22 protein-coding genes are annotated in these 25,684 nt (G+C 68.6%); 18 read left to right on the plus strand and 4 right to left on the minus strand.

Annotated features, from left to right (window positions below):
• Nucleotides 1-101 precede the first annotated feature (101 nt).
• The 5 genes from ruvA (at nucleotide 102) to secF (ending at nucleotide 5,307) form a co-directional block, all read left to right on the plus strand.
• Nucleotides 102-749, plus strand: coding sequence for a Holliday junction branch migration protein RuvA (ruvA, locus tag V7053_RS00515; RefSeq protein ID WP_334170301.1), 648 nt, complete (start codon nucleotides 102-104; stop codon nucleotides 747-749).
• Nucleotides 742-1,845, plus strand: coding sequence for a Holliday junction branch migration DNA helicase RuvB (ruvB, locus tag V7053_RS00520; RefSeq protein ID WP_334170302.1), 1,104 nt, complete (start codon nucleotides 742-744; stop codon nucleotides 1,843-1,845). Before ruvA ends, ruvB begins: the two co-directional genes overlap by 8 nt.
• A gap of 161 nt (nucleotides 1,846-2,006) precedes the next feature.
• Nucleotides 2,007-2,441 (plus strand): preprotein translocase subunit YajC, encoded by a 435-nt coding sequence (gene yajC, locus V7053_RS00525; protein ID WP_334170343.1) that lies wholly within the window; start codon nucleotides 2,007-2,009, stop codon nucleotides 2,439-2,441.
• A gap of 68 nt (nucleotides 2,442-2,509) precedes the next feature.
• Nucleotides 2,510-4,303, plus strand: a complete 1,794-nt coding sequence (secD, locus tag V7053_RS00530; protein ID WP_334170303.1) for a protein translocase subunit SecD — start codon at nucleotides 2,510-2,512, stop codon at nucleotides 4,301-4,303.
• Complete coding sequence (gene secF, locus V7053_RS00535) at nucleotides 4,303-5,307, plus strand: protein translocase subunit SecF (RefSeq protein ID WP_334170304.1); 1,005 nt, start codon at nucleotides 4,303-4,305, stop codon at nucleotides 5,305-5,307. The genes secD and secF overlap by 1 nt, the downstream gene beginning before the upstream one ends.
• A 198-nt stretch (nucleotides 5,308-5,505) precedes the next feature.
• Here the strand turns inward: secF and V7053_RS00540 are convergent, their stop codons facing one another.
• Complete coding sequence (locus tag V7053_RS00540) at nucleotides 5,506-5,727, minus strand: hypothetical protein (protein WP_334170305.1); 222 nt, start codon at nucleotides 5,725-5,727, stop codon at nucleotides 5,506-5,508.
• Nucleotides 5,728-5,860: 133 nt separating this feature from the next.
• Between V7053_RS00540 and V7053_RS00545 the strand changes: the two genes are divergently transcribed.
• Complete coding sequence (locus V7053_RS00545) at nucleotides 5,861-8,131, plus strand: RelA/SpoT family protein (protein WP_334170344.1); 2,271 nt, start codon at nucleotides 5,861-5,863, stop codon at nucleotides 8,129-8,131.
• A gap of 5 nt (nucleotides 8,132-8,136) precedes the next feature.
• Here V7053_RS00545 and V7053_RS00550 read toward each other — a convergent pair whose 3' ends face one another.
• From V7053_RS00550 to V7053_RS00560, 3 genes are all read right to left on the minus strand, one after another.
• Nucleotides 8,137-8,709 (minus strand): hypothetical protein, encoded by a 573-nt coding sequence (locus V7053_RS00550; protein WP_334170306.1) that lies wholly within the window; start codon nucleotides 8,707-8,709, stop codon nucleotides 8,137-8,139.
• Nucleotides 8,710-8,892: 183 nt separating this feature from the next.
• Nucleotides 8,893-10,329 carry a DUF349 domain-containing protein gene (locus V7053_RS00555; protein WP_443022472.1) on the minus strand — a complete coding sequence of 479 codons (1,437 nt, stop codon included), beginning with the start codon at nucleotides 10,327-10,329 and terminating at the stop codon, nucleotides 8,893-8,895.
• A gap of 29 nt (nucleotides 10,330-10,358) precedes the next feature.
• A complete protein-coding gene (locus V7053_RS00560; protein WP_334170345.1) occupies nucleotides 10,359-11,141 on the minus strand; it encodes a peptidylprolyl isomerase in 783 nt (260 codons plus the stop codon).
• A gap of 129 nt (nucleotides 11,142-11,270) precedes the next feature.
• Between V7053_RS00560 and hisS the strand changes: the two genes are divergently transcribed.
• From hisS to V7053_RS00620, 12 genes are all read left to right on the plus strand, one after another.
• Nucleotides 11,271-12,617: a histidine--tRNA ligase gene (gene hisS / locus V7053_RS00565; RefSeq protein WP_334170308.1), complete on the plus strand. Its 1,347-nt coding sequence runs from the start codon at nucleotides 11,271-11,273 to the stop codon at nucleotides 12,615-12,617.
• A gap of 127 nt (nucleotides 12,618-12,744) precedes the next feature.
• Nucleotides 12,745-14,565 (plus strand): aspartate--tRNA ligase, encoded by a 1,821-nt coding sequence (aspS, locus tag V7053_RS00570; RefSeq protein WP_334170309.1) that lies wholly within the window; start codon nucleotides 12,745-12,747, stop codon nucleotides 14,563-14,565.
• 171 nt (nucleotides 14,566-14,736) lie between these two features.
• Nucleotides 14,737-16,071, plus strand: coding sequence for a replication-associated recombination protein A (locus V7053_RS00575; protein ID WP_443022473.1), 1,335 nt, complete (start codon nucleotides 14,737-14,739; stop codon nucleotides 16,069-16,071).
• Nucleotides 16,072-16,257: 186 nt separating this feature from the next.
• Nucleotides 16,258-16,881: a 30S ribosomal protein S4 gene (gene rpsD, locus V7053_RS00580; RefSeq protein WP_334170311.1), complete on the plus strand. Its 624-nt coding sequence runs from the start codon at nucleotides 16,258-16,260 to the stop codon at nucleotides 16,879-16,881.
• Between the two features lie 130 nt (nucleotides 16,882-17,011).
• Complete coding sequence (locus V7053_RS00585; protein WP_334170312.1) at nucleotides 17,012-17,392, plus strand: DUF948 domain-containing protein; 381 nt, start codon at nucleotides 17,012-17,014, stop codon at nucleotides 17,390-17,392.
• A 38-nt stretch (nucleotides 17,393-17,430) separates the two neighbouring features.
• Nucleotides 17,431-17,643: a hypothetical protein gene (locus tag V7053_RS00590; RefSeq protein ID WP_334170313.1), complete on the plus strand. Its 213-nt coding sequence runs from the start codon at nucleotides 17,431-17,433 to the stop codon at nucleotides 17,641-17,643.
• A 126-nt stretch (nucleotides 17,644-17,769) separates the two neighbouring features.
• The gene (alaS, locus tag V7053_RS00595) at nucleotides 17,770-20,448 is read left to right on the plus strand and encodes an alanine--tRNA ligase (protein WP_334170314.1); all 2,679 of its coding nucleotides are present in this window, start codon (nucleotides 17,770-17,772) and stop codon (nucleotides 20,446-20,448) included.
• A gap of 10 nt (nucleotides 20,449-20,458) precedes the next feature.
• Nucleotides 20,459-21,019, plus strand: a complete 561-nt coding sequence (gene ruvX / locus V7053_RS00600; protein WP_334170315.1) for a Holliday junction resolvase RuvX — start codon at nucleotides 20,459-20,461, stop codon at nucleotides 21,017-21,019.
• Nucleotides 21,020-21,105: 86 nt separating this feature from the next.
• Nucleotides 21,106-23,019, plus strand: coding sequence for an endolytic transglycosylase MltG (gene mltG / locus V7053_RS00605; protein ID WP_334170316.1), 1,914 nt, complete (start codon nucleotides 21,106-21,108; stop codon nucleotides 23,017-23,019).
• Nucleotides 23,016-23,891, plus strand: coding sequence for a shikimate dehydrogenase family protein (locus tag V7053_RS00610; RefSeq protein ID WP_334170317.1), 876 nt, complete (start codon nucleotides 23,016-23,018; stop codon nucleotides 23,889-23,891). The genes mltG and V7053_RS00610 overlap by 4 nt, the downstream gene beginning before the upstream one ends.
• Before the next feature lie 26 nt (nucleotides 23,892-23,917).
• Nucleotides 23,918-25,117 (plus strand): chorismate synthase, encoded by a 1,200-nt coding sequence (gene aroC / locus V7053_RS00615; RefSeq protein ID WP_334170318.1) that lies wholly within the window; start codon nucleotides 23,918-23,920, stop codon nucleotides 25,115-25,117.
• A complete protein-coding gene (locus V7053_RS00620; protein ID WP_334170319.1) occupies nucleotides 25,114-25,683 on the plus strand; it encodes a shikimate kinase in 570 nt (189 codons plus the stop codon). The genes aroC and V7053_RS00620 overlap by 4 nt, the downstream gene beginning before the upstream one ends.
• The last annotated feature ends 1 nt before the right edge of the window (nucleotide 25,684 follow it).

A 25,684-nucleotide genomic window follows, 5' to 3' on the forward strand; every position in this document is an offset into this window, starting at 1 on the left:
AGAGGCGGAGTCGAAGGCGCGCCGCAGGCCTTGACGCCTTCTGTCCCTTACCCCCTGTAACTTGTTCGTAGATATGTTCGGACGGCAGAAGGAGTCCCCCCGTGATCAGCTTCCTCCGCGGGACGGTGGCGCATGTCGGGCTCTCTTCGGCAGTGATCGACGTCGGAGGCGTCGGCATGGCGTTCGCAGCGACGCCCCAGACGCTTTCTTCCCTGCGGGTGGGGGAGACAGGGACGGTCCACACACTGTTGGTCGTGCGGGAGGACTCGCTCACGCTGTACGGCTTTGCTTCCCCCGAGGAGCGAGAGGTGTTCGAGGTGCTCCTCGGCGTTGCGGGCGTCGGGCCACGCCTCGCCCTTGCAGTCCTCGCGGTCCACAGCCCGGAGGCGGTGCGCGTCGCGGCCCACTCCGAGGATGCGAAGGCGTTCACGAAGGTTCCGGGGATCGGTCCCAAAGTCGGCGCCCGCCTCGTCCTCGAACTCAAGGGCAAGCTGGTGCCGCTCGGGACGCCCGGCGAGCACGCGCCGTCGTCCAGCGGGTCCGGGGCGGGGGCGTGGAAGCCCCAGGTGCTCGAGGCAATGACGTCGCTTGGATGGTCCGAGAAGGATGCCTCGTCCAGCATCGAGCGGGCGCTCGAGGATGAGCCAGGCCTCGCTGAAGCAGGAAGCGTGCCGGAGATCCTGCGGGCCACCCTCCGTTGGCTGGGCCAAGGTGCGCGAACGCCGGCGAAGTCGGGTTCCCGTGGCTGAGCCGTCCCTCGTCTCGGGCGGCGAAGAGCCGGAGGAGCGCGCCATCGAGGCGGCTCTCCGGCCAAAGCACCTCGACGACTTCGTCGGGCAGCAGCGCGTGAGGCGGCAGCTCTCGCTCGTGCTCGAGGCCTCACGGCTGCGGGGGCGGAGCGCCGACCATGTTCTGCTGTCCGGACCTCCGGGTCTTGGCAAGACGACACTCGCGATGATCATTGCCGCGGAGATGAACGCGCCGCTGCGCATCTCGTCGGGTCCGGCCATCCAGCACGCGGGGGATCTCGCGGCCATCCTGTCCTCTCTGTCCGAGGGCGAAGTCCTCTTCCTCGACGAGATCCACCGCATGTCCCGGCCGGCGGAGGAGATGCTCTACATGGCGATGGAGGACTTCCGGGTCGACATCGTCGTGGGGAAGGGCGCCGGGGCCACGGCCATCCCGCTGGACCTTCCGCCGTTCACCCTGGTCGGCGCAACGACCCGCGCGGGCCTGCTTCCGGGCCCGCTCCGGGACCGGTTCGGCTTCACGGGCCACCTCGAGTTCTACTCGGTCGAGGAGCTCGAACTCGTGCTGCGCCGCTCCGCGGGCCTGCTCGATCTGCGGGTCACTTCCGCGGGGTTCACCGAGGTGGCGGGCCGGTCGCGCGGGACCCCCCGCATCGCCAACCGCCTCCTGCGCCGAGTCAGGGACTGGGCGCTCGTGCACCGCATCGAACAGATCGACGCGCGGGCCGCCGCCGCGGCCCTCGACATGTACGAAGTGGACGCGAAGGGCCTCGATCGGCTCGACCGCGGCGTGCTGTCTGCGCTCGTGACCAAATTCGGGGGCGGGCCGGTGGGCCTCTCGACGCTCGCAATCGCAGTCGGCGAAGAGCCCGAGACCGTTGAGACCGTGGCGGAGCCGTATCTCGTTCGCGAGGGCCTCATGGGGCGGACTCCTCGCGGGCGAATAGCGACTCCCGCCGCCTATGCGCATCTCGGGTTGCCCCTGCCTCCCGACGCGCCGTTCGCCTACAGCGCAACGCTCTTCGGCCCCGGCGCCGTCGGCGGCAGCGAGGGGGACGAGGCGAACGACGGCGGAGCCCTCGCCGACTGGAGCTGACGGCAGGCGTGCCGACGGGAACTCTTGATGGCGGTTGCCCGTAGACTGAGGTAAGACATCCTGCACGGCGGGACGTCATGCCGTGCCCGGAAACAGCCGGGTCCGACGCGCATTCCCAGGCAGCGCGTCCCAGCAACAGATTGGACTCAGCCATGGACTTGATGACCATCCTCCTGCTTGTCATCTTCGCGTTCTTCATCTTCACGATGTTCCGGCGCAACAAGAAGGCACAGGCACAGCAGGCCGAGATGCGCACGAAGTTCGTCCCCGGCGTAGAGGTCATGACGAACTTCGGTCTCTTCGGCCGCATCCTCTCGGTCGACGAGGCCGAGAACAAGGTCGTCCTCGAGCTCTCGCCCGGTACGACTGCGACGGTTCACCGTCAGGCCGTCTCGAAGATTGTCGAGCCGCCGGTCCCCGCCGAGGAGAACGCGACGGACGCGGGGCTTGGCGCCTCAGGTGCTGAGGGCTCTGCCATGGATCCTCGCTTCGACCCGCGGCCCGAGATCCAGCGGCCGGAGGCCCAGCGCCCCGAGGCCCAGCTTCACGAGACGCCTGAGCAGACCCTCCGGCGCCTCGAGGGCGAAGGCAAGTAGGCAGTTCGCCACACCCGCGCGCGGGCCGACCGCGCGCGGGTTCCGTTCCCACCAGGAGTTAGGAACCCATGGCTCGTTCCCGCAGCAAGCGGCCGGGACTCAGGACGCTCGTCTGGCTCGTCGTCCTGTTCGTCGCCCTTGTTTCCGTGCTCGGCGGCGGCGCCATCGCCGGGAAGACGTCGTGGGCGCCGAAGCTCGCGCTCGACCTCGAGGGCGGCACGCAGATGATCCTGTCCCCGAAGGTCACCGGCGGCGGCACGGTCAACCAGGACCAGCTCAATCAAGCTGTCCAGATCATCCGGCAGCGTGTCGACGGTTCCGGTGTGTCCGAGGCCCAGATCAGCACGGAATCCGGACGCAACGTGGTGGTGAACCTTCCCGGCATCCCCTCGGCCCAGACGCGCCAGCTCATCCAGGCCTCGGCGGACATGAACTTCCGGCCGGTCCTCACGGACGGCAACCCTGGCGCAGTGCCCCAGAACCAGCTCGTTCCGGACAACCAGCTGCCGAACCCGACTGCCGCGCCGACGAACGCAAGTGACCAGAATTGGATCACAGCCGCCCTGTACAAGCAGTACGAGGCGCTCGACTGCACCAAGCCCCAGCCCGAGACGACGCAGCGGTCCGATCCGTCGAAGCCCCTCGTCACGTGCCAGCCGGCTGCGAACGGCAATCCGGCGGTGAAGTACATCCTCGGCCCGGTCGAAATTCCGGGTTCCGACATCTCCGGTTCGACCTACGGCCTCGTACAGGGCCAGCAGGGCGCCGTGACGAACCAATGGGCCGTGAACATCCAGTTCAACGCCGACGGCACGAAGAAGTTCAAGGACGTCACGCAACGGCTCAACGGGTTCTACAACGCCGCGGGCAGCACGAGCGGGGCCGATCCGCGGGCTCAGTTCGCCATCGTGCTGGATGACAAGGTCCTTTCGGCGCCGCAGGCCCTCGCGGTCATCACCGACGGCAACCCGCAGATCACCGGCAACTTCACACAGCAGACGGCCCAGACGCTTTCCGACCAGTTGCGCTTCGGAGCGCTGCCGATCAGCTTCGACATCCAGAGCGAGCAGCAGATCTCGGCCACGCTCGGTACCCAGCAGCTCGAAATGGGTCTCTTGGCCGGCGTCATCGGACTGCTCCTCGTGGTGGTCTACTCCCTGTTCCAGTACCGCGCGCTGGGCTTCGTGACGATCGCCTCGCTCGTCGTCGCCGGGCTCCTCACGTACCTCGCCATTACGATCCTCGGCTGGACCGAGAACTACCGGCTTTCCCTGGCGGGCGTCGCCGGTCTGATCGTCGCAATCGGCCAGACAGCGGACTCGTTCATCGTCTACTTCGAACGGATCCGCGACGAACTCCGCGAGGGACGGGGCCTCGTTTCGGCCGTGGAGAACGGCTGGCGTCGTGCGAAGCGCACTGTTCTGGCGTCCAAGGCTGTGAACCTGCTCGCCGCCGTCGTGCTGTACTTCGTCGCGGTCGGCAACGTGCAGGGCTTCGCCTTCACCCTCGGGCTGACCGCGATCGCCGACCTCCTCGTGGTGTTCATGTTCACGCACCCGACGCTCCAGGTCATCGCGCGCACCAAGTTCTTCGGCGAGGGCCACCGGTTCTCCGGTCTCGATCCCGTCCAGCTCGGTGCCGTTCCGCTGTACCGCGGTGCGGGTCGTCTGAGGGAAGCCTCCGAGGCTGCCAAGTCCTCGCTCAAGCCGAAGAACGCGGCCGCTGCCCGCGAGGCCGGGCGTCGCATGACCATCGCCGAGCGTCGGGCAGCCGAGGCGGAGGCCAAGGGCGAGACGCAGTCGGATCTCGCCGCGGCCGGCAAGAGCAGCCAGCGCACCGAGCGCTCCCAGGAGGAGAACTGATGTCGACGACCGTCCTCGCCCGCTTCGGGAACGACCTCTACTCCGGGAAGCGGTCATACGACTTCGTCGGGAAGAAGAAGCTCTGGTTCATCATCGCGGGAATCGCGGTGCTCATCGCGATTGTCGTGCCGATCCTCCGCGGCGGGTTCAACCTCGGCATCGACTTCCGCGGCGGGTCCCAGTTCACGATCTCCGCGACGAAGACGAGCGACACGCTCCCGGGTGAAAACGCCGTCCACTCTGTGGTTCCGAGCAGCGCCCCGCAGGTCACGAACGTTGCCGGGAACACGATCCAGGTTCAGACCGATCAGCTCTCCGAGGCACAGACCCTGCAGCTCAGGGACAAACTCGCGGCGGCCTATGGCGTGAGCCAGAACAATGTGACGTCAACATTCATCGGTCCTACGTGGGGCGCCGACGTGACGAACCAAGCGCTCATCGGCTTCATCGTGTTCGTGGTCCTCGCGGCAGTCCTCATGGCGCTGTACTTCCGCACGTGGAAGATGTCCCTCTCCGCTCTCAGCGGCATGCTGGTCACCATCTTCATCACCGAGGGGGTCTACGCGATCAGCAACTTCGAGATCACGCCGTCGGCCATCATCGGCTTCCTGACCATCCTCAGCTACTCGCTGTACGACACCGTGGTGGTCTTCGACAAGATCCGCGAGAACACCGCGGACATCAAGACCTCATCGCGGCGCACGTTCGCCGAGGAGGTCAACCTCGCTGTCAACCAGACGCTCGTGCGCTCCATCAACACCATGATGGTGGCGGTCCTGCCCGTGGCCGCAATCCTCTTCATCGGCGCAGGCCTGCTCGGTGCGGGTACACTCCGTGACCTGTCCCTCGCGCTCTTCGTGGGCATCCTCGTCGGAACGGCTGCGACGCTCTTCATTGCAGCCCCGATGTATGCCGGACTGCGCGAACGCGAGACCGACCTCGTGAAGCAGGCGGAGAAGGTCGCCGCCCGGCGAGCGGCTGCTGCTGCGGCTCCCGCGGTCTAGGCACCATTCAGCACGACGACGGCCCGAGAAGGCCCGCATTGCGCGGAGAGCCGGCTCGGGTCGTCGCGTTCCACCCCTGTCGACGCAAAGCTGTGAATGGGTCGCGAAAGCTATTGGCGAACAGGCGCCCGACTAGGGAATGGGCGAGATTCTGCCCGATGTTGCGACAGGCATAGACTGAATTAATCCTCTTACCGTTCAGGAGGCTTGCGTGGAGGAGCGCCCGACGCCCGTTCCGGCCCGGTCCGGCGCCCCGCAGTCTGCGGGGTCGGCTGGCAGCGCCCAGCCGGAGCTCCCGCGCGCCCAAGGCCAGACGGCGCCCGCTGCCGGCTCGGCGACGTCGTCCGAACCGTCGACCACCACGTCTCCGGCATCAGCGCCCGCTTCCAACGTCGCGCCGTCCGGCCCCGTACCGTCCACTCCAGCCCCTTCCGACAAACCTTCGCCGTCCGCCCCTGCCTCCTCCGGCAACTCCGTGCTGACCAGTCCAGCGCTCCGCACGGCTGTCGCTCCGCCACGCCCGCCCGCCGATCCTCCCGTCGGTGGGAACAGCCTGCTCGAACGACCGCTCCTCGGACGCCGGGACCGCACCTTCTCACGGCTGGCCCGGCTTACCGGCCGCAGCGTCGCGGCCCACTCGCCCATCCTCGAGCCCCTGCTGCGCACCGTGCGCGCCAACAATCCGCGCGAGGACTTCGACCTGATCACTCGGGCCTACGAAGTGGCGGAGCGCAGTCACCAGGGCCAGAAGCGCAAGAGCGGCGACCCCTACATCACGCACCCGGTCGCTGTCGCGACCATCCTCGCCGAACTCGGGATGACAGGCACCACTCTTGCCGCCGCGCTCCTGCACGACACGGTGGAGGACACGTCCTACACCCTCGAGCAGCTCCGCAAGGACTTCGGTCCTGAGGTGGCGATGCTCGTCGACGGCGTGACCAAGCTCGACAAGGTGCAGTTCGGAGACGCTGCACAGGCGGAAACGGTCCGCAAGATGGTCGTGGCGATGGCGAAGGACATCAGGGTCCTCGTCATCAAGCTCGCGGACCGTCTCCACAATGCGCGCACATGGCGCTTCGTCTCGCCCGAATCCTCGGCCAAGAAGGCGCGCGAGACGCTCGAGATCTTCGCGCCGCTGGCCCACCGTCTCGGCATGAACACCATCAAGTGGGAGCTCGAGGACCTCTCGTTCGCAGCGCTCTACCCCAAGGTGTACGAGGAGATCGTGCGCATGGTGGGCGCCCGCACGCCCGAGCGCGAGAAGCAGCTCGCCGTGATCCGAGACCAGATCACGGAGGACCTTCGCGGGGCGAAGATCCGTGCAGAGGTCACGGGCCGGCCCAAGCACTACTACTCGATCTACCAGAAGATGATCGTCCGCCAAAAGGAATTCGACGACATCAACGACCTCATGGGTGTCCGCATCCTCGTGGACTCCGTGCGGGACTGCTATGCGGTGCTCGGCGCGATGCATGCGCGCTGGAACCCCCTTCCTGGGCGGTTCAAGGACTACATCGCGATGCCGAAGTTCAACATGTACCAGTCGCTGCACACGACGGTCATCGGTCCCAACGGTCGCCCCGTCGAGATCCAGATCCGGACGCACGAGATGCATCGGCGGGCTGAGTACGGTGTCGCTGCGCACTGGAAGTACAAGGACCAGCCGAACCGCAACTCGCACACGCCGAGCGGCAAGGCGGCCGAGATGGGCTGGCTTCGCTCCCTTGTCGACTGGCAGCAGGAGACGTCGGACCCGGGGGAGTTCCTCGACTCCCTGCGGTTCGAGATCAACGCCAAAGAAGTCTTCGTGTTCACGCCCAAGGGCGAGGTCATGGCCTTGCCCGCTGGTTCGACGCCGGTGGACTTCGCATATGCCATCCATACCGAGGTAGGCCACCGGACCATCGGGGCGCGCGTCAACGGCAAGCTCGTGCCGCTCAACAGCGAGCTCAATCACGGTGACGTCGTGGAGATCTTCACGTCGAAGGCCGAGGGGGCCGGCCCGAGCCAGGACTGGCAGAACTTCGTCAAGAGCGCCCGGGCCCGCAACAAGATCCGCCAGTGGTTCAGCAAGGAACGTCGCGAGGAAGCCATCGACAAGGGCAAGGAACTGCTCACGCGCGCTATGCGCAAGCAGAACCTCCCGCTCCAGCGGCTCCTGAGCCATGACACACTCTTGGCGGTCGCGCAGGAGTTCCGATACCAGGACATCGCGGGACTGTATGCGGGAATCGGCGATGGCCACGCCTCCGCGCAGTCCGTCGTCGAGAAGCTTGTCGACAGCCTCGGCGGGGCGGCTGGCACAGCCGAGGACATCGCAGAGACGATAGCGCCTACGACTTCGGCGCCGCCCAAGTATTCGGATTCCGGCATCATCGTCAAGGGCGTGGACGACGTCTGGGTGAAGCTCGCCCGATGTTGCACCCCTGTGCCGCCCGACCCGATCATGGGATTCGTGACGCGCGGCTCGGGCGTGTCGGTTCACCGGACGGACTGCACGAACGCGGCGGGGCTGCGCGCGCAGTCTGATCGGATCGTCGAAGTCGCGTGGGCGCCCACCCAGTCGAGCGTCTTCCTGGTCGAGATTCAAGTCGAGGCGCTCGATCGGAAGAGCCTCCTCTCGGACGTCACGCGCGTGCTCGCGGAGAACCACGTCAACATCCTCTCCGCGCACGTCCACACGTCGACCGACCGCCTCGCGCTCTCGCGCTTCGCGTTCGAGATGGGCGATCCCAAGTACCTCAACCACGTCCTGAGCGCGGTACGGCGCATCGACGGAGTGTTCGACGTCTACCGCACAACGGGCAACCGCCGTCGTACCTGAAACCGTCACCGGCCCGTCGAATCCGTCGTAGCGAGCCGAGCGAGGAGATCGCGCGCGCGTCGCTTGTGGGGCTGGCGCGGGAGGGTCTCAATCGCCCTTCCGACGAGCGGGGCAGTGAGGCCGAGGCCAGGCCTGCCAAGGAGCCGCCGCAGTGTCTGCATTGCGAGTGCGCCCTCGGAGTGAACCGCCACATCGACGGCAGTGCGGAGCGGACTCGTGACGAGAAGGGCACCGAACTCGAGGACGTCGTAGTCGCCCAGGACGACCTCGTGCAGGAGGGCCCCGTGTCCGCGGCCTGTCGACGAGAGCCGGCGCGGCGCGGGGACGAGCAGCACGGGCGCAGGCGGCGCCGGCGCACACCCGTAGATCCAGGCTGCCGACATCCGACCCACCACCGTGCGCCGCCGGAGGCGAGCATTGAGGATCGCGGCGAGGCTGGCCGCTCGCAGCTCGGGGGTCGGGGTGCTCGTGGCGGGAGCGTACGCGTCGTCGACAAGGCGCTGAAGCATCCCATCGTTGACCATCGCCTGAAGCTCCGAACTCGTGAAAGGACGGCCGGGGACGAGCACCTCAGGCAAGCGGCGAGCGGCCGAGGTCGCTGAAGCCTTGTGCGGCGATGGAGCAGGAGCATGGCGCATGCAAGCCATCATGCCCGTTGGCGGCCTCTCACACGTGCCGCCAGAGACCCCATGTGGATAACATGCAAAAAGCCCCGGGTCCTCACGACGTCTGTGAGAGGGCCCGGGGCTTTCGGGAGCCGATCAGCCGAGTTCGCTCGCCGAACGTCGAAGCGTCTCCAGCCACGACTCGCGGGCCTCAAGCGCCTCGCGAGCCTTCGCTGCCTCCCGCGCGTCGCCCGAGCTCTCAGCCTTCACGAGCTCCTCACGGAGACTCGCAATCGACGCTTCAAGCTGCGACAGGGCCGAATCCGTGCGGGCCTGGATCTCCGGGTCAGTCCGACGCCAGTTCTCGTTCTCAGCGTGCTGGATGGCCTCTTCAACCTTCCGGAGGCCGGCCTCCATACGCCCCATGTCGGCGCGCGGCACCTTCCCTGCGTCCTCCCAGCGGTCTCGGATCGACTGGAGGGCGCGCCTGGCAGCGCTCACGTCGGTGATCGGGAGCAACTGCTGGGCCTCGGCCAGGAGCGCCTCCTTGACGCTCAGATTGGCCGCGAACTCGCGGTCGATGGCCTCGTTGGCCGCCTGCCGCGCTTCGAAGAAGACGTTCTGTGCGGCGCGGAAGCGGGTCCACAGCGCGTCGTCCTCCTTGCGGTTGGCCCGCGGTGCAGCCTTCCACTCGTCCATGAGACGGCGGTACTCGCCTGCTGCGAAGCCCCAGTCCGTGGACGTCTGAAGCGCCTCGGCCTCGGCGATGAGCTGCTCCTTGGCGGCCTTCGCCGCAGCGTTCGCGCTGTCCAGCTGGGAGAAGTAGGCCCTGCGGTGCCGGTCGAACTGCGTGCGGGCGGCCCGGAACCGCTTCCAGAGCGCGTCCTCCGCGGCACGGCCGAGCCGGAGCCCAGACTTCTGCGACGTCTTCCACGCGTCGAACAACTCGTTCATGCGCGCGCCGCTCGTCTTCCACTGCGTCCGCTGCGGATCCTGCCCGGCGATCGTCTCTGCCTCCGCCACGATGGCCTCGCGGTTGGCCAGCTCCTCCGCCCGAGCCTTCTCGTGAGCCGCCTTCTGCTCGGCCTCTGCCTCCGTCACGGCGGCGTCGAGGGCGTCGAGGCGGGCTTCGGCGGCGCGGATGTCGCCGACCATCGCGCGCTCGCTCAGCTGCGCACGGAGATGCCCCGAGGCCTTGCGAACGTCACCCGCGGCGGCATGAGAGGAGACACGCTGCTCGAGGAGGACGATCTGAGCGATCACGTCCTCGAACTTGCGCGCGAAGTAGGAGAGCGCTTCATCCTCGGAGACTCCGGGATACTGGCCGACCGAATGTTCCTCGCCGTCGACCGTCAGAAAGACGTGGCCGTCTCCCTCGACCCGTCCCCATTTGCGGGCTTCAGTGAGATTGACCGCAGCAGGGGCCGCCGGAGCGGCGGCTGCGGGCGCTGGTGTTGGTGCGGGCACCGGCCCGGGCTTTGCCTTCGCAAAGGCCGCGGGGGAGGGGACGGAGGGAACGGGAGCAGCCTGGGGAGCTGCGGCGTCGTCGGGTTGCTGACTTTCGGTCACCGCTAGAAGTCTTTCGCTTGTGATGGACTGGAGTTACGGGCCTGGCCCGCGGCTTAGTTCAGTGTGAACGAGTCTATCGTGACTGGGGTCACCGGGGATCCGTCGTCAGCCGAGGCACCGCCGGGGGCGACTCCTGCCGCGGCAATCTTGGTGATGACATCCAGGCCGGAGGTCACGTGGCCCACGACGGTGTAGCCGCCCGCCGCGTCGTTCGGGAACGTCGAGTCCTTGTACGCGATGAAGAACTGCTGCCCATTGCCGTACGCGTTGTCCGAGGTGCGGGCGACGGCGATCGTCCCGGCGGGGTACTTCTGATCCGCCGGCGTGTTCTCGAGGGGGCCCCAGGTGTAGGTCGGATCCGACTTGCCCGTTGCGTCCTCGGCACCGCACTGCAGGATCGACGCCGTCGCGCTCGTCGTGAGCCGGTGGCACACGCGCCCCTTGAGCGTGCCCTTGTCCGCGAGGGACTTGAAGACGGCCGCCGCCTGGGGGGCCTTCGTGCCGTCGATCTCGACGCCGAGCGTCCCGGCGTTGAGCACGAGGCTGCCCGTGAACGTCTTTCCTGCCGCAGTGCTTGCCGCCGGGATGCCCGGCGCGTTGGTTGCTGCCGCCGACGGAGTGGTAGAGGCCGAGGGGGAGGCGCTGGCCGAGGCCGACGGCGAGGCGAGGCCTGCTTGCACGGCGGCGTACTCCTCGGCGGTCGGATTCGACGCGAACACGGTCCCCTGCAGAACGCCCGCTAGCGCGAGCGCTACGACCAACGCGCTCCCCGCGATGATGTTGTCGCGGCGACGACGAGCCTCGTGGCTGCTCCGGAGGGCCTGCTTGGCCTCCATGAGCTGCACGCGGCGGCGCGCCTCCTGTGCGCTGCGTTTTGGCACGCGGACCGACCTCCCTGGCTACCGCATAAACTTGGGCATCAGTCAGTCTACGCACGCCGTTCGCACTCAAGGAGCATTGACCCCATGGCACGTACCGCCTCGCTGTCCGGATTCCCCGAGTGGCTTCCGCAGGAGCGATTGGTGGAGCTCCACGTGCTCGACACGCTCCGGAGGACGTTCGAACTGCACGGCTTCTCGTCCATCGAGACCCGGGCAGTGGAGACAGTCGGTCAGCTCCTGCGCAAGGGCGAGATCGACAAGGAGGTCTACGGGCTGAGCCGTCTCCAGGACGATGAGGATGCGGCGAACAAGGCGGACGCGAACGCTCTTGCCCTCCACTTCGACCTGACTGTCCCCTTTGCGCGCTACGTCGTCGAGAATGCGGGCTACCTCGCGTTCCCCTTCCGCCGCTACCAGATCCAGAAGGTCTGGCGTGGCGAGCGCCCGCAGGAGGGGCGGGCCCGCGAATTCACGCAGGCAGACATCGACGTCGTAGGCGACGGCGCTCGCCCGTTCCGTTATGACGTGGAACTGGCCCGCGTCATCGTCGAGGCGCTTTCCGCCCTGCCGATCCCGCCGTTCCGTCTGAGGGTCAACAACCGGAAGCTTGCAGAGGGCTTCTACCGGGGCATCGGGCTCACCGACACGGCCGGGGTGCTGCGCAGCATCGACAAGCTCGAGAAGGTCGGGCCCGAGCGCGTCGCCGAACTCCTGCACGAGGAGCTCGGCGCAACCCCGGAGCAGGCCAAGGCAGCTCTCGAGCTCGCCTCGATCCGGACCGAGGACACCTCGTTCGTTGCGCGCGTGCGCGATCTCGGGGTGGAGGACGAACTGCTTGAGGAGGGACTCGCCGAGCTCGAGCAGGTGATCGGCGCGGCCGCAGCCGCAGCTCCGGGGACGGTCATCGCCGACCTCAGCATCGCGCGCGGCCTCGACTACTACACGGGAACCGTCTACGAGACCGTGCTGGTGGGCCACGAGCACTTGGGCTCCATCTGCTCGGGCGGCCGCTATGACGCCCTTGCGACGAAGGGCAACCGCAAGTTTCCCGGCGTCGGCCTCTCGGTTGGCGTGACCCGGCTGGTGAGCCGGATCATCGGGGCCGAGCTCGCAACAGCGTCGCGGTCCGTGCCCACGGCGGTGCTCGTCGCCCTCGCAGACGACGACTCGTGGTCGGGCGCCCAGCAGGTGGCGCGGCAGCTGCGTTCCCGGGGCATCCCCACGGAGGTGGCGGCGACGGCGGAGAAGTTCGGCAAGCAGATCAAATACGCCGACCGGCGCGGGATCCCGTTCGTCTGGTTTGCCCACCACGACGGCACGCACGAGGTGAAGGACATCCGCTCGGGGGAGCAGGTCCCCGCCGATCCGTCGTCGTGGAGCCCGTCCGCCGAGGACGTCGTGCCGCAGATCCGCCCGAATGAGGGCAGGTAGACTTTCAGGGATATCGGACAGGTCCAGCATGCCCGCCGTCGGCGCGCCCCATGGGCCGACGGCAGGGACGGACGGAAGGTCCCGGCCCTGATCGCATCGAAGACCAGAACTTCTGAAGAGGAGCGCCGTGCTGCGCACACATGACCTCGGTTCCCTCCGTGCCGAGCACATTGGACAGACCGTCACGCTTGCCGGTTGGGTGGCCCGCCGCCGGGACCACGGCGGCGTGGCGTTCGTCGACCTGCGGGACGCGTCAGGCGTCGCACAGATCGTTGTGCGCGAGGAGGAGGTCTTCCACGGACTGCGCAACGAGTACGTCCTCCAGGTCGTCGGCACGGTCGAGAGGCGTCCCGAGGGCAACGAGAACCCGCAGCTCGCGACCGGCGAGATCGAGGTCATCGCTGAGCGCGTGACCGTCCTCAACACCGCCGAGCCGCTGCCGTTCCAGGTGGACGAACACGTCGAGGTCGGCGAGGAGGCCCGCCTTCGGCACAGGTACCTTGACCTCCGGCGGCCCGGCCCCGCCCGCACGATGCGCCTGCGCTCGGACGCCAACCGCGTGGCGCGCGAACTCCTGCACGACGAGGGCTTCGTCGAGGTTGAAACGCCCACGCTCACGCGCTCGACTCCCGAGGGCGCCCGCGACTTCCTCGTCCCCGCCCGCCTGGCGCCGGGCTCGTGGTACGCGCTCCCGCAGTCGCCGCAGCTCTTCAAGCAGCTGCTCCAGGTCGGCGGGATCGAGAAGTACTACCAGATCGCGCGGTGCTATCGGGACGAGGACTTCCGGGCCGACCGCCAGCCCGAGTTCACGCAGCTCGACATCGAGGCGAGCTTCGTCGAGCAGGACGACATCATTGCCTTGGGCGAACGGATCGTCGCCGCGATCTGGAAGCTCATCGGCGTCGAGGTCCAGACCCCGATCCGCCGCATGACGTATGCCGAGGCGATGGCCAAGTACGGCTCGGACAAGCCGGACCTGCGCTTCGGGCTCGAGCTCACAGACCTCACCGACTACTTCAAGGACACGACGTTCGGCGTGTTCAAGGCACCGTACGTGGGCGCCGTCGTCATGCCCGGGGGAGCCTCACAGCCCCGCCGCACGCTCGACGCCTGGCAGGAGTGGGCGAAGCAGCGCGGCGCGAAGGGCCTCGCGTACGTCCTCTTCAAGGAGGACGGCGAGCTGGCCGGGCCCGTCGCCAAGAACCTCACCGAGACCGAGCGCGAAGGCCTGGCCCGGGCAGTCGGCGCGAAGCCGGGCGACTGCATCTTCTTTGCCGCCGGGGACCAGTCGGCGTCACGGGCGCTGCTCGGCGCGGCACGCGTCGAGATCGGCCACCGCACGGGGCTCATCGACCCCGCCGACTGGGCGTTCGTCTGGGTTGTCGACGCACCGCTCTTCGAGCCGTCCGAAGCGGCCGTGGCCTCGGGCGACGTCGCTCTGGGCTACTCCGCGTGGACCGCCGTGCACCACGCGTTCACGTCGCCGAAGCCTGAGTTCCTCGACACGTTCGACCAGGACCCCGGCAACGCCCTCGCCTATGCCTACGACATCGTGTGCAACGGCAACGAGATCGGCGGCGGCTCGATCCGTATTCACCGGCGCGATGTCCAAGAGCGGGTGTTCAACGTCATGGGCATCGACCATGACGCTGCTCAGGAGAAGTTCGGGTTCCTCCTCGAGGGCTTCAAGTACGGCGCCCCTCCGCACGGCGGAATCGCCTTCGGCTGGGACCGTGTGGTCGCGCTCCTGGCGGGAGTCGAATCCATCCGGGAGGTCATCGCGTTCCCGAAGACGGGCAACGGCTACGATCCGCTCACGGCGGCGCCCGCGCCGATCACCCCCGAGCAGCGCAAGGAGGCGGGCGTCGACGCGAAGCCCGACCCCGCCAAGGCTCCATCGGGGAACCCGCCCCAGAAGCCCGTGGTGGGGGAGAAGGCGCGCGCCTGACCGTCGCCCGAGCGGCGTAGCGTACTGCTGATGGAAGACTTGTTCGGACTCGAGCCCGTAGACGACGGCGGAGTCGACCCCGTGCGCGAAGGCGGAGCCGGGCCAACGGAAGGGGCGGACCGGGTCGAGCGCGCCCGGCGGGAAGCCCAGCGCAGCCCGCTCGCTGTCCGGATGCGCCCGCGCAGTCTCGACGAGGTCGTGGGGCAGCAGCATCTGCTGGGTCCGGGCTCGCCGCTCCGGCAGCTCGCGGCGGGCGCCGAGGCGTCGGGCGGCCCCACGGGGCCGAGCTCGGTCATCCTGTGGGGTCCGCCCGGCACCGGGAAGACGACCCTCGCCCACGTCATTGCGCGCGGCCGGGGCCGAAAGTTCGTGGAGCTTTCGGCGATCACGGCCGGGGTCAAGGACGTACGCCGGGTCATGGACGAGGCCCTCACCGCGAGGGACCTGCACCGCATCACGACCGTCCTGTTCCTCGACGAGATCCACCGCTTCACGAAGGCCCAGCAGGACGCCCTGCTCCCGGGGGTCGAGAACCGGTGGGTCGTGCTCGTGGCGGCGACGACGGAGAATCCGTCGTTCTCCGTCGTCTCCCCACTCCTCTCGCGGTCCTTGCTTCTGACCCTCCAGCCGCTCACGGAGGAAGACATCCGGGGACTGCTCGAGCGCGCAGTGGAAGATCCCCGCGGACTGGGCGGCGCCGTCGTCCTCTCCGACGACGCGGCGGAGCACCTCGTGCGGCTGTCGGGGGGAGACGCGCGTCGCGCGCTGACCGCGCTCGAAGCCGCGGCGGCGGTCGCCCTCGACGAGGCGGCACGGGAGGACGGCGGGCGGCAAGGGGACGACGACGGCGTAGCGCGCCCGAGCGCGCCCGCGACCCTCGAGGTGCGCCACACCGAGAAGGCCCTCGACGTGCACGCTGTGCGCTACGACCGCCAGGGCGACATGCACTACGACGTCATCAGCGCCTTCATCAAATCCATCAGGGGCTCCGACGTCGACGCCGCGCTGCACTATCTGGCAAAGATGGTCGAAGCAGGAGAGGATCCTCGCTTCATTGCCCGGCGGATCATCATCTCCGCGGCCGAGGACATCGGGATGGCAGATCCGACGGCCCTCCAGACCGCTGTGGCAGCAGCGCAGGCGGTGCAGCTCATCGGAATGCCCGAAGGGAGGATCGTGCTGGCCGAGGCCGTGGTCCATCTCGCGACGGCCCCGAAGTCGAACGCGGCGTACATGGGCATCAACTCCGCGATCGCCGACGTCCGCGCCGGACGGGGGACGGGGGTCCCGGCCCATCTTCGGGACGCCCACTATGCGGGAGCGCAGCGCCTCGGCCACGGAGCCGGCTACGTCTACTCCCATGACGCCCCGCATTCGGTTGCCGCGCAGCAGTATGCGCCCGACGACCTCGTGGGCAAGGACTACTACGTGCCCACGGGCAACGGAGCCGAACGGGAGATCGCCGCACGGCTCGAGCGGCTGCGATCGATCATCCGCGGCACGTGATAGGCTAGTTCACCGTCTGGCACGTCGCGTGTCTGCTCCTTCTGTGCCCCGTTCTCTGTGCAGGTCGCCTGCCCAGAGCTGTGTCCTGAGGGCAGCGCGGATGGCAGCTGATGGCAGCAACGGGCCGAAGCTCTCCCGCCTGGAGGCCAGGAATTACGCAAGCCGTTGCGCAACGAAAGGAACCACGTGTCGAGCACTCGTGCCCGCCGTCAGACGCGCCTCTCGCGCTCTCTCGGCCTCGCTCTGACCCCCAAGGCCGCCAAGTACATGGAGCGCCGCCCGTACGGCCCCGGTGAGCACGGCCGCGCACGCAAGAAGCAGGACTCGGACTACGCAGTCCGCCTCCGCGAGAAGCAGCGCCTCCGTGCGCAGTACGGCATCCGCGAGGCGCAGATGGCCCGCGCCTTCGAGGAGGCCAAGCGCACCAAGGGCCTGACCGGTGAGAACCTCATCGAGCTCCTCGAGATGCGTCTTGACGCGCTCGTGCTCCGCTCAGGCTTCGCCCGGACCATCGCGCAGGCCCGCCAGCTGGTCGTGCACCGCCACATCACGGTCGACGGCAAGCGTGTTGACCGCCCGTCGTTCCGCGTCGCCGAGGGCCAGCTCATCGGCGTGCACGAGCGCTCCGAGAGCATGGCGCCCTTCCAGGTTGCCGCCGCCGGCGCCCACCGCGACGTTCTCCCGGCCGTCCCGGGCTACCTTGACGTCAAGCTCGAGGCCCTCCAGGCCCGGCTCGTGCGCCGCCCCAAGCGCACCGAGATTCCGGTGACCTGCGAAGAGCAGCTCGTCGTCGAGTACTACGCGCGCTGATCCCACTCGAACAGCAAGGAGCCCGCGGCCCGAGGTCCGCGGGCTCCTTTGTGTGCAACGGGGCGCTGGAGACAACCCCTGTAAGGTAGCCAAGGGACGCCGTGGCGGCGATCCCGTGAGGAGGAACCCTGTGTCCGGAGCCGACATTGCCGGCCTCATCGCCGCTGGCGTGTTCGCAGTGCTCGTCGCGTTGCTCGCAGTGCCGATCATCAAACTCGGCCGCGTGTTCGACGAGCTGAGGGCATCGATCCGGACGCTCGCGGACGGCGCCACCCCACTCATGGACGAGGTGACCTCCACCGTAACGACGACCCACGAGCAGCTCAAGAAGGTCGATGGGATCGCGGCCAACGTCTCCGACGCGACGGCCAATGTCTCGGCCCTGTCGTCACTCGTCGCGGCCACGGTCGGCTCGCCCCTCGTCAAGGTCGCGTCCTTTACCTACGGGGTCAGGACGGCGTGGGCGCAGCGCGGCAGCACCGCGAGGCCCTCGGGACGACGAAGCCGTTAGCAGGACAGAACCCACCGGAGAAACGAACGGGGCATGGCATGAGGAGTCTGATCTGGCTCTCCCTCGGGGCAGCCGTCGGTGTAGTGGCATACCGCACCGCGCAGCAGCTTCGCGACAATCCGTCGCCGCGCGGCCTCAATCGAGCGGTGAATAGCCTCGCCGACGGAGCGGCGCACTTCGCGGAGGACGTCCGACGCGCGATGGCAGCTCGCGAAGCCGAGCTGCGCGCCGCGCTCGGCATCGAGGCCTGAGCGGGCCGTTCGCGGCCGAGGCGCCGTTCAGGGCACAATGGAATGTTGCGGCGGGACGCCCGCTGCGTCCACACCGCGTGTCAGAGCCACGCGGTGGACAACTTCGGAAGGGTTGAACAACTGGCCATGAAGTCGCACGAGATCACTCGACGCTGGGTCGACTACTTCGTCAGCAAGGGGCACACGGCGGTGCCCTCGGCGTCGCTCGTCTCCAGCGATCCCTCGCTGCTCTTCACGGTTGCGGGGATGGTTCCGTTCATCCCGTACCTGACCGCAAGGGAAGAGCCGCCGTTCCCGCGCGCCACGAGCGTCCAGAAGTGCATCCGCACGGGCGACATCGAAGAGGTCGGCAAGACCGCCCGGCACGGCACGTTCTTCCAGATGTGCGGCAACTTCTCGTTCGGCGACTACTTCAAGGAAGACGCGATCAAGTTCGCGTACGAGCTCCTGACCAAGAGCGTGGACGACGGCGGCTACGGCCTCCCAGCCGAGCGGCTGTGGGTCACGGTCTACGAGGAGGACGACGAGGCCGAACGCCTCTGGCTCACCCACACCGCCATTCCGGCAGAGCGCATCCAGCGCATGGGCAAGAGCGACAACTACTGGTCCACCGGCCAGCCCGGCCCCGCCGGGCCCTGCTCGGAGATCTACTACGACCGGGGCCCCGCCTACGGCATCGAGGGCGGCCCCGCGGCCGACGACAACCGGTACATCGAGATCTGGAACCTCGTGTTCATGCAGTACCAGATCGAGAACGTGCGCTCGAAGGTCGAGTTCGACATCGTCGGGGAACTGCCCAAGAAGAACATCGACACGGGCCTCGGCATGGAGCGCCTCGCCATGATCCTTCAAGGCGTCGAGAACATGTACGAGACCGACCAGGTCCGCCCGGTCATCGACAAGGCATCGGAGCTCTCGGGCAAGGAGTACACGTCCGCCGAGACCGACCAGGACCCCCACCACGGCGACGACGTCCGTATGCGTGTGGTCGCGGACCACGTCCGGTCGGCGCTCATGCTCATCGCCGACGGCGTGACCCCCTCGAACGAAGGCCGGGGCTACGTGCTGCGTCGCCTGATCCGCCGGGCAGTGCGGGCGATGCGCCTGCTCGGCGTCGAGAAGCCCGTCCTGCCAGAGCTGCTCCCGGCCTCTCGGGACGCCATGAAGGGCGTCTACCCGCACGTCGAGAAGGACTTCGATCGCATCAGCCGGATCGCGTACGCCGAGGAGAAGGCATTCCTCCGCACGATCGCCGCCGGCACGGCTCGACTGGACGAAGCAGTGAAGCTCTCGAAGGCGTCCGGAACCGCCCTCTCGGGCGAGGAGGCCTTCACGCTGCACGACACGTACGGCTTCCCCATCGACCTGACCCTCGAGATGGCCGAGGAGGCCGGGGTCCAGGTGGACGAGACCGGCTTCCGCTCCCTCATGGAGGACCAGCGCAAGCGGGCGAGGGCGGACGCGAAGGAGAAGAAGAGCGGCCACGCGGACCTCACCGCGTTCCAGGAGCTCCTCGCCGAAGGGCCCACGGTCTTCACGGGCTACACGGAGCTCGAGGGCGAGTCGCGGATTCGCGGCCTCCTCGCTCGTGGGTCCCAGATCAGCCGCGCCCAGACCGGCTCGGAAGTCGAGATCGTCCTCGAAGAGACACCGTTCTACGCCGAAGCGGGTGGTCAGGCTGCCGATACCGGGCTGATCACCGGCGACGGCTTCGTTGTCGAGGTGCTCGATGTCCAGCGCCCCGTGAAGGGCCTGAGTGTGCACAAGGGCATCGTCCGCGAAGGCGAGCTTCCGTCGGCCGCCCTCGTGCGCACCGCCGTCGACCGCGAACGCCGTCACGCCGCCGAACAGGCGCACACCGCGACCCACCTCGTTCACGCGGCACTCCGGCAGATCCTCGGTCCGGAGGCCGTCCAGCGCGGCTCCTTCAACAAGGCCGGCTACCTTCGGTTCGACTTCGCGTGGGGCGAGCAGCTCAGCGGTGCCTCCCGGAGCGAGATCGAGGAGGTCGCAAACCTCGCCATCCGCGACAACTTCACCGTGAACACCTCCGAGATGCCGCTCGCCGAGGCCAAGGCGGCGGGTGCGATGGCACTCTTCGGCGAAAACTACGGCTCCCGGGTCCGCGTCGTCGAGATCAACGGCCCGTGGTCGATGGAACTCTGCGGTGGCACGCATGTCGACTCGACCGCGCTCATCGGTTCGCTCACGCTCCTCGGCGAGCAGTCCGTCGGGTCGGGCAACCGCCGCGTCGAAGCCTTCGTGGGCCTGGACGCGTTCCGCCATCAGGCCGCCGAGCGCGCCCTCGTGTCCGAGCTCACGGAGATGTTCAAGGTTCCCTCCGGCCAGCTCACGGAGCGTATCGGCGCGACGCTTGCGAAGCTCAAGAACGCCGAGAAGGAACTCGAGCGGCTCCGGAAGGAGAAGCTCGCGGCCTCCGCCGCGGCGCTCGTCGGGTCGGCGAAGGACGTAGCGGGGGTTCGCCTCATCACCCATGACGCGGGCGAGGTGAGTTCCGCGGACGAGCTGCGAGGCCTCGCGCTGGACCTCCGCGGACGCCTCGGCGCCAGCGCGTCCGCTGTCGCCGTGGCAGGCGTCGCGAATGGGCGCCCTGTCGTGCTCGTGGTCACCAACGAGGCCGCCCGCGAGGTGGGGATCAAGGCGGGCGCCCTCGTGCGCACCGCCGCCGGTGTCCTGGGCGGCGGCGGAGGAGGCAAGGACGACGTCGCACAGGGCGGCGGCACGGACGCCTCGAAGGTCGTCGAGGCCCTGAGCGCGGTCGCCGCGGCCGTGGCCACCCGCTGAAGGCAGGCCGATGTCCCTCGGAGCACCTGAACAGCAGCCCCCGGCGTTCCGCCGAGGGGTGCGGCTCGGTGTCGATGTCGGTACCGTCCGCGTGGGCCTCGCAGCCTGCGACCCGGACGGCATCCTGGCGAGCCCCGTCCAAACCTTCGTCAGGGACCCGAAGAGGAACCAGGACATCGACGCTCTGGCCCGTGAAGCAGGCGAGCGCACCGCGATCCAAGTGTTCGTCGGCCTTCCGCGGGGGCTGAGCGGGAAGGAATCTGCCTCGGCCGCGATGGCCCGCGGCTTCGCCCGGCTCCTCGCGGACCGCCTCGCCGCGGAGGGCTCAGAGTGCGAGGTCCGGCTCATCGACGAGAGATTCACCACCGTCGAGGCGCACCGCAACCTGCGCTCGGCTGGCCTGTCCACACGGGACCACCGTAGAGTGGTGGATCAGGTGGCCGCCGTCGGCATCCTCGAGCATGCCCTGAACCTGCTCAAGAGGAGCCATGGCGAACCCGGAGAACTTGTGCCGCCCTCGGCGGAGCACGGTGGGGGGATCCGCCGAGACGACCCGAACAGGAGTGCGTAGCCAGGATGGACTCTCAGGAGCATGAGATCCGGCCGACGTCTGACCGGCCCCTGACCCGCCGCGAGCTCAGGGCTCGGGAGCGTGCAGTGACCGAGACACAGCAGCGAGACCAGTCCGCGTCGAATCCGGCGCCGGCCTCCTCCGCTGGGCCCACAGCCTCACCCCACCGGCCGCCGTCGACCGTGCCGACCGCTCAGACCCCCATCGTCCAGCCGGCGTCCGAGACCGAGCGCGGCGAGGGCGATGCGCGGCCCGCATCGGCGCCCCCGGACCCGGCCTCAGCGCCACGGTCCCGCCCGCGCACTGGCCGCACTCTGGCGGACTGGCCCGCTCCGGTTCCCGCCTCAGCCAGTCACCTCGCCGTGAAGGGCGAGCCGGTGTACGAGACCGAGGAACGCGTGGCCCGGGGCCTCCGGCGCCCCGCCAATCCCGTCGACGCCCAGACCACGCGCTTCCTGCCAGCCGTGAACCCGAGCGCCCCGAGCGCTCGCGCCGAAGCGCCGAAGTCGGCCGGGCTGCAGACCGATCCCCGCCCGGCTTCCTCTTCCGACGCACCGGCGCCCCGGCTCGCGGCCACCGGTTCGGCGACCGCCCTTGCCGGAAGCTCCGTCATCAAGCGCGCAGAGGCCGTCCGAGCGGCCGCTGCCCCACAGGGGACAGAATCTGCTCCCGCGGGCGGAGCGGCCGCGGCGGGATGGGACGCCCAGCCTGCCGAGGGGCCTGACGGGCGCCATCGGAACGCTGCATCGCGTCATCAGGCGGGCTCGAGCGTCGACGTCGCGGATCACCGTCCCGCCGTCCCCGATTCAACCGTCGCAACGGCCGAGCCCGATGTCGTCGCGGCCGCTGACGCCGTCCTCTCGGGCTCGGCTGCGACGGTCGGCCCCGAGGAATCGACAGTGCACGAGGCCGTCTTCGCCTCGGCCGAAGTGGTCAAGGCCCCTCGCCGCCGTTCGCGGCAGTTCAAGGCGATCATCTCGATGACGATCGCCCTGGCCCTGATCGTCGGGGCGTGCTTCCTGGGTGCGGCCGTCCTCCGCCCGCTCCTCGGAATGGACAAGGTCACCGACTACCCGGGGCCCGGAACAGGACAGGTGAGCATCACGGTGCAGCCTGGGTCCGGGCCGCGCGCCGTGGCCGAGGAACTCCAGCAGGACGGCGTCATCGCGGATGTCGACACGTTCCTCAATGCCTTCGCGAGCACCGGGGCAAGCCTGCACCCGGGAGACTTCACGTTCAAGAAGCAGATGAAGTCCTCGGATGCGGCGGCAATCCTCGGAGGCGACAACTCCAAGATCGTCTACTTCGCACTGAGCGCAGGCATGCGCGTCAGCGACTCGCTCGCCGCCATCGCGCAGTCGACCGGACTGAACCCGAACGATCTCAACACACTCAACAGCCAGCCCCAGCAGTTCGGCCTTCCGGCGCAGGCGAAGAGCCTCGAGGGCTACCTGGCTCCGGGGGAGTACAAGTTCCCCATCGGCACGTCCGCGAAGGACATCATCACCAAGCTGGTGTCGACGACGATGGACGAGCTCAAGGCCGACGGCATCACCGACCCGGTCAAGCAGTACCAGGTCCTCACTGTCGCGAGCATCGTCCAAGCCGAGGGCGGCCAAGCCGACTACGGCAACGTCGCCGGTGCCATCTACAACCGTCTCAAGCCGAACGACCAGACCAACGGCCTCATCCAGTCGGACGCCACGGTCACCTACGGGCTCGGCACCAAGACCGTCCAGCTCACGGACGCCCAGAAGGCAGACGCGAGCAACCCGTACAACACGTACGTGCACGCCGGCCTGCCGCCCGGACCCATCGGCTCCCCGGGCTCGAAGGCGGTCGCCGCGGCCGCCCACCCGACGGCCAACAACTACCTCTACTGGGTCACGGTCAATCTCGACACCGGTGAGACCAAGTTCGCGTCGACGTATGCCGAACACCAAGCGAATGTTGCCCAGTACCAGCAGTGGTGCACCGCCAACCCCGGGAAGTGCCAGTGACGGCTGGCAGGCGTCGGGCGGCCGTGCTCGGCCATCCGATCGGTCATTCGCGCTCGCCTGCCCTTCATCGTTCGGCGTACGAGGCCCTCGGCGAGGACATCGAGTACGGCGCGTTCGACCTCGTCCCGGAGCAGCTCGGAGACTTTGTCCGCAGCATCCGCGGCGAGGTCGGCTGGTGCGGGCTCTCGGTGACCATGCCGCTCAAGGCTGCGCTCGTCCCGTCGATGGACAGGCTCGAAGGCAACGCGGCGCTCCTCGGAGTCCTGAACACCGTCACCTTCGAACGAGGTTCGGGGGCGCTGCGCCTTGTGGGCCACAACACTGACGTGGTCGGCATCGTCGAGGCATTCCGGCACGCGGGGGTCGCGCGGGCCGTTGCGCCCGTCGTCGTCGGTGCGGGCAATACCGCCTTGGCCGCTGTCGCGGCCATCGCCGAGCTGGGCGCGGCGTCGGCGCGATTCCTCGTCCGCGATCCGCGGCGCGCGGGGGAGGCCTCGGCCCTCGCCGAGCGGCTTGGGCTCGCCGTCGCTCTAGAGGCGATCGAAGGTGGAGCGGACGCCCTGGCCTCCGCGGACGTCGTCGTGAGCACCCTTCCCCCGCGGGCGGCGGACGGGCTCGCGGCCGAGTTGGCATCGCGTCCCGCCGACGACGGCGAGACCGGGGTCCTGCTCGACGTCGCCTACGATCCGTGGCCGAGCAGGCTCGGGGAGGCTTGGGAGGCCCGCGGCGGCCGCACCCTGCACGGGCTCGAGATGCTCGTGTACCAGGCGGTCGAGCAGATCGTCCTCTTCACGGGACGCGAAGATGCACGTCGGCTCGACGTCATAGATGTGATGTGTAACTCAGTCGGCCTTCCGCAGCGAGCTCGCTAGCGGGGCCCCGTGGCAGGATGGATGGCATGTTGCGTTGGTTGACCGCCGGGGAATCGCATGGTCCGGCACTCGTGGGGATCGTCGAGGGCATTCCGGCAGGCGTCGAGCTGACGAGTGAGGACGTACGCCGGGCCCTCGCGCGCCGCCGCCTCGGCTACGGTCGCGGCGCCCGGATGAAGTTCGAGCAGGACGAGGTCACGCTCGTCGGCGGAGTGCGGCACGGCCTGACCCAAGGCGGCCCGGTGGCGATCCAGGTGGGCAACACGGAGTGGCCCAAGTGGGAGCAGGTCATGGCGGCCGACCCCATCGCCCCGGAGGCCCTCGAGGGCGTCGCGCGGAACGCGCCCCTCACACGGCCGCGCCCTGGCCACGCAGACTTCACCGGCATGCAGAAGTACGGCTTCGACGAGGCGCGTCCGGTGCTGGAGCGGGCCTCCGCGCGCGAGACTGCGGCCCGGGTCGCCCTCGGCACGGTCGCGGCGAACCTCCTCCGTCAGCTCGGGATCGAGCTCGTGAGCCACACGACGCAGATCGCGGGCATTGCCGCCCCCGAGGACGCACCGCTTCCGCTTCCCTCCGACGTCGATACCCTCGACGCCGACCCGCTGCGGTGCTTCCACGCCGAGACCTCGACGGCGATGGTCGCCGAGGTGGACGCCGCGCACAAGGAGGGGGAGACGCTCGGCGGCGTCGTCGAGGTGCTCGCCTACGGCCTGCCGCCTGGGCTCGGGAGCTACGTCCATTGGGACCGCCGTCTCGACGCGCGGCTCGCCGGTGCGCTCATGGGCATTCAGGCCATCAAGGGCGTCGAAGTCGGCGATGGCTTCCGCACCGCGGCCCGCCGGGGTTCCCAGGCCCACGATGAGATCGTGCGCGACGCGTCCGGCAAGATCGTGCGTTCCTCGAACCGCGCGGGCGGCATCGAGGGTGGAATGAGCATCGGCGATGTGCTGCGCGTCCGTGCGGCGATGAAGCCCATTGCGACAGTCCCGCGCGCGCTCGGCACGATCGACATCGCCACGGGCGAGGCCGCCAAGGCCCATCATCAGCGCTCCGACGTGTGTGCCGTGCCCGCGGCAGGCGTCGTCGCCGAGGCCATGGTCGCGCTCGTGCTCGCACAGGCCGTGCTCGAGAAGTTCGGCGGTGACTCGGTCGAGGAGACGAAGCGCAATCTCGAGTCCTTCCTCGAGCACATTCCCACCGAGATGGACTCGATCACGCGATGACCCCTGCCGCAACGCACTCGGCGGTCCGACGCACGGTGTTCCTCATGGGACCCATGGCCTCCGGCAAGTCCTCGGTCGGCTTCGCGCTCGCCCGGATCCTCGGTGCCGACTTCGCGGATACCGACGTGCGGATCGTCAAGGAGCACGGGCCGATCCCGGAGATCTTCGCCGCCCACGGTGAGGAAGAGTTCCGCGCTCTCGAGGCCCAGGCTGTCGCAGATGTGCTCGCCGAGGAGCACCCGAACGGCATTGTCGTGGCGCTCGGGGGAGGAGCAATCCTGCGTCCCGAGACGCGTAAGCGCGTTGCGGGCCACCACGTCGTGTACCTCGAGGTCGCGTGGGAAGACGTCGCGCCGCGGCTCGTGGGAAGCGAGGACCGGCCGCTCCTCCACGGGCAGGCGGAGGCGAGCTGGCGCGAACTCATGGAACAGCGGCGCCCCCTGTACGAAGCAGTAGCGACCCTCAGGGTCCACGCCGCCGGCGGAACGGCCGACGAGGTGGCACAGACAGTCGCGGACCAGTTGATTCCCCTCCAAAAGGAGCTGACGCGTGAGCGCCGACACTGAT

This window comes from Sinomonas sp. (genome assembly GCF_036848755.1).
In the GTDB taxonomy this organism is placed as follows: Bacteria; Actinomycetota; Actinomycetes; order Actinomycetales; family Micrococcaceae; genus Sinomonas.

Coding starts and splice junctions, on each gene's coding strand:
- yajC (WP_334170343.1), top strand. CDS start 2,007: ATGACCATCCTCCTGCTTGTCATCTTCGCGTTCTTCATCTTCACGATG.
- secD (WP_334170303.1), top strand. CDS start 2,510: ATGGCTCGTTCCCGCAGCAAGCGGCCGGGACTCAGGACGCTCGTCTGG.
- secF (WP_334170304.1), top strand. CDS start 4,303: ATGTCGACGACCGTCCTCGCCCGCTTCGGGAACGACCTCTACTCCGGG.
- V7053_RS00560 (WP_334170345.1), bottom strand. CDS start 11,141: ATGGAGGCCAAGCAGGCCCTCCGGAGCAGCCACGAGGCTCGTCGTCGC.
- hisS (WP_334170308.1), top strand. CDS start 11,271: ATGGCACGTACCGCCTCGCTGTCCGGATTCCCCGAGTGGCTTCCGCAG.
- V7053_RS00575 (WP_443022473.1), top strand. CDS start 14,737: ATGCGCCCGCGCAGTCTCGACGAGGTCGTGGGGCAGCAGCATCTGCTG.
- V7053_RS00590 (WP_334170313.1), top strand. CDS start 17,431: ATGAGGAGTCTGATCTGGCTCTCCCTCGGGGCAGCCGTCGGTGTAGTG.
- alaS (WP_334170314.1), top strand. CDS start 17,770: ATGAAGTCGCACGAGATCACTCGACGCTGGGTCGACTACTTCGTCAGC.
- ruvX (WP_334170315.1), top strand. CDS start 20,459: ATGTCCCTCGGAGCACCTGAACAGCAGCCCCCGGCGTTCCGCCGAGGG.
- aroC (WP_334170318.1), top strand. CDS start 23,918: ATGTTGCGTTGGTTGACCGCCGGGGAATCGCATGGTCCGGCACTCGTG.
- V7053_RS00620 (WP_334170319.1), top strand. CDS start 25,114: ATGACCCCTGCCGCAACGCACTCGGCGGTCCGACGCACGGTGTTCCTC.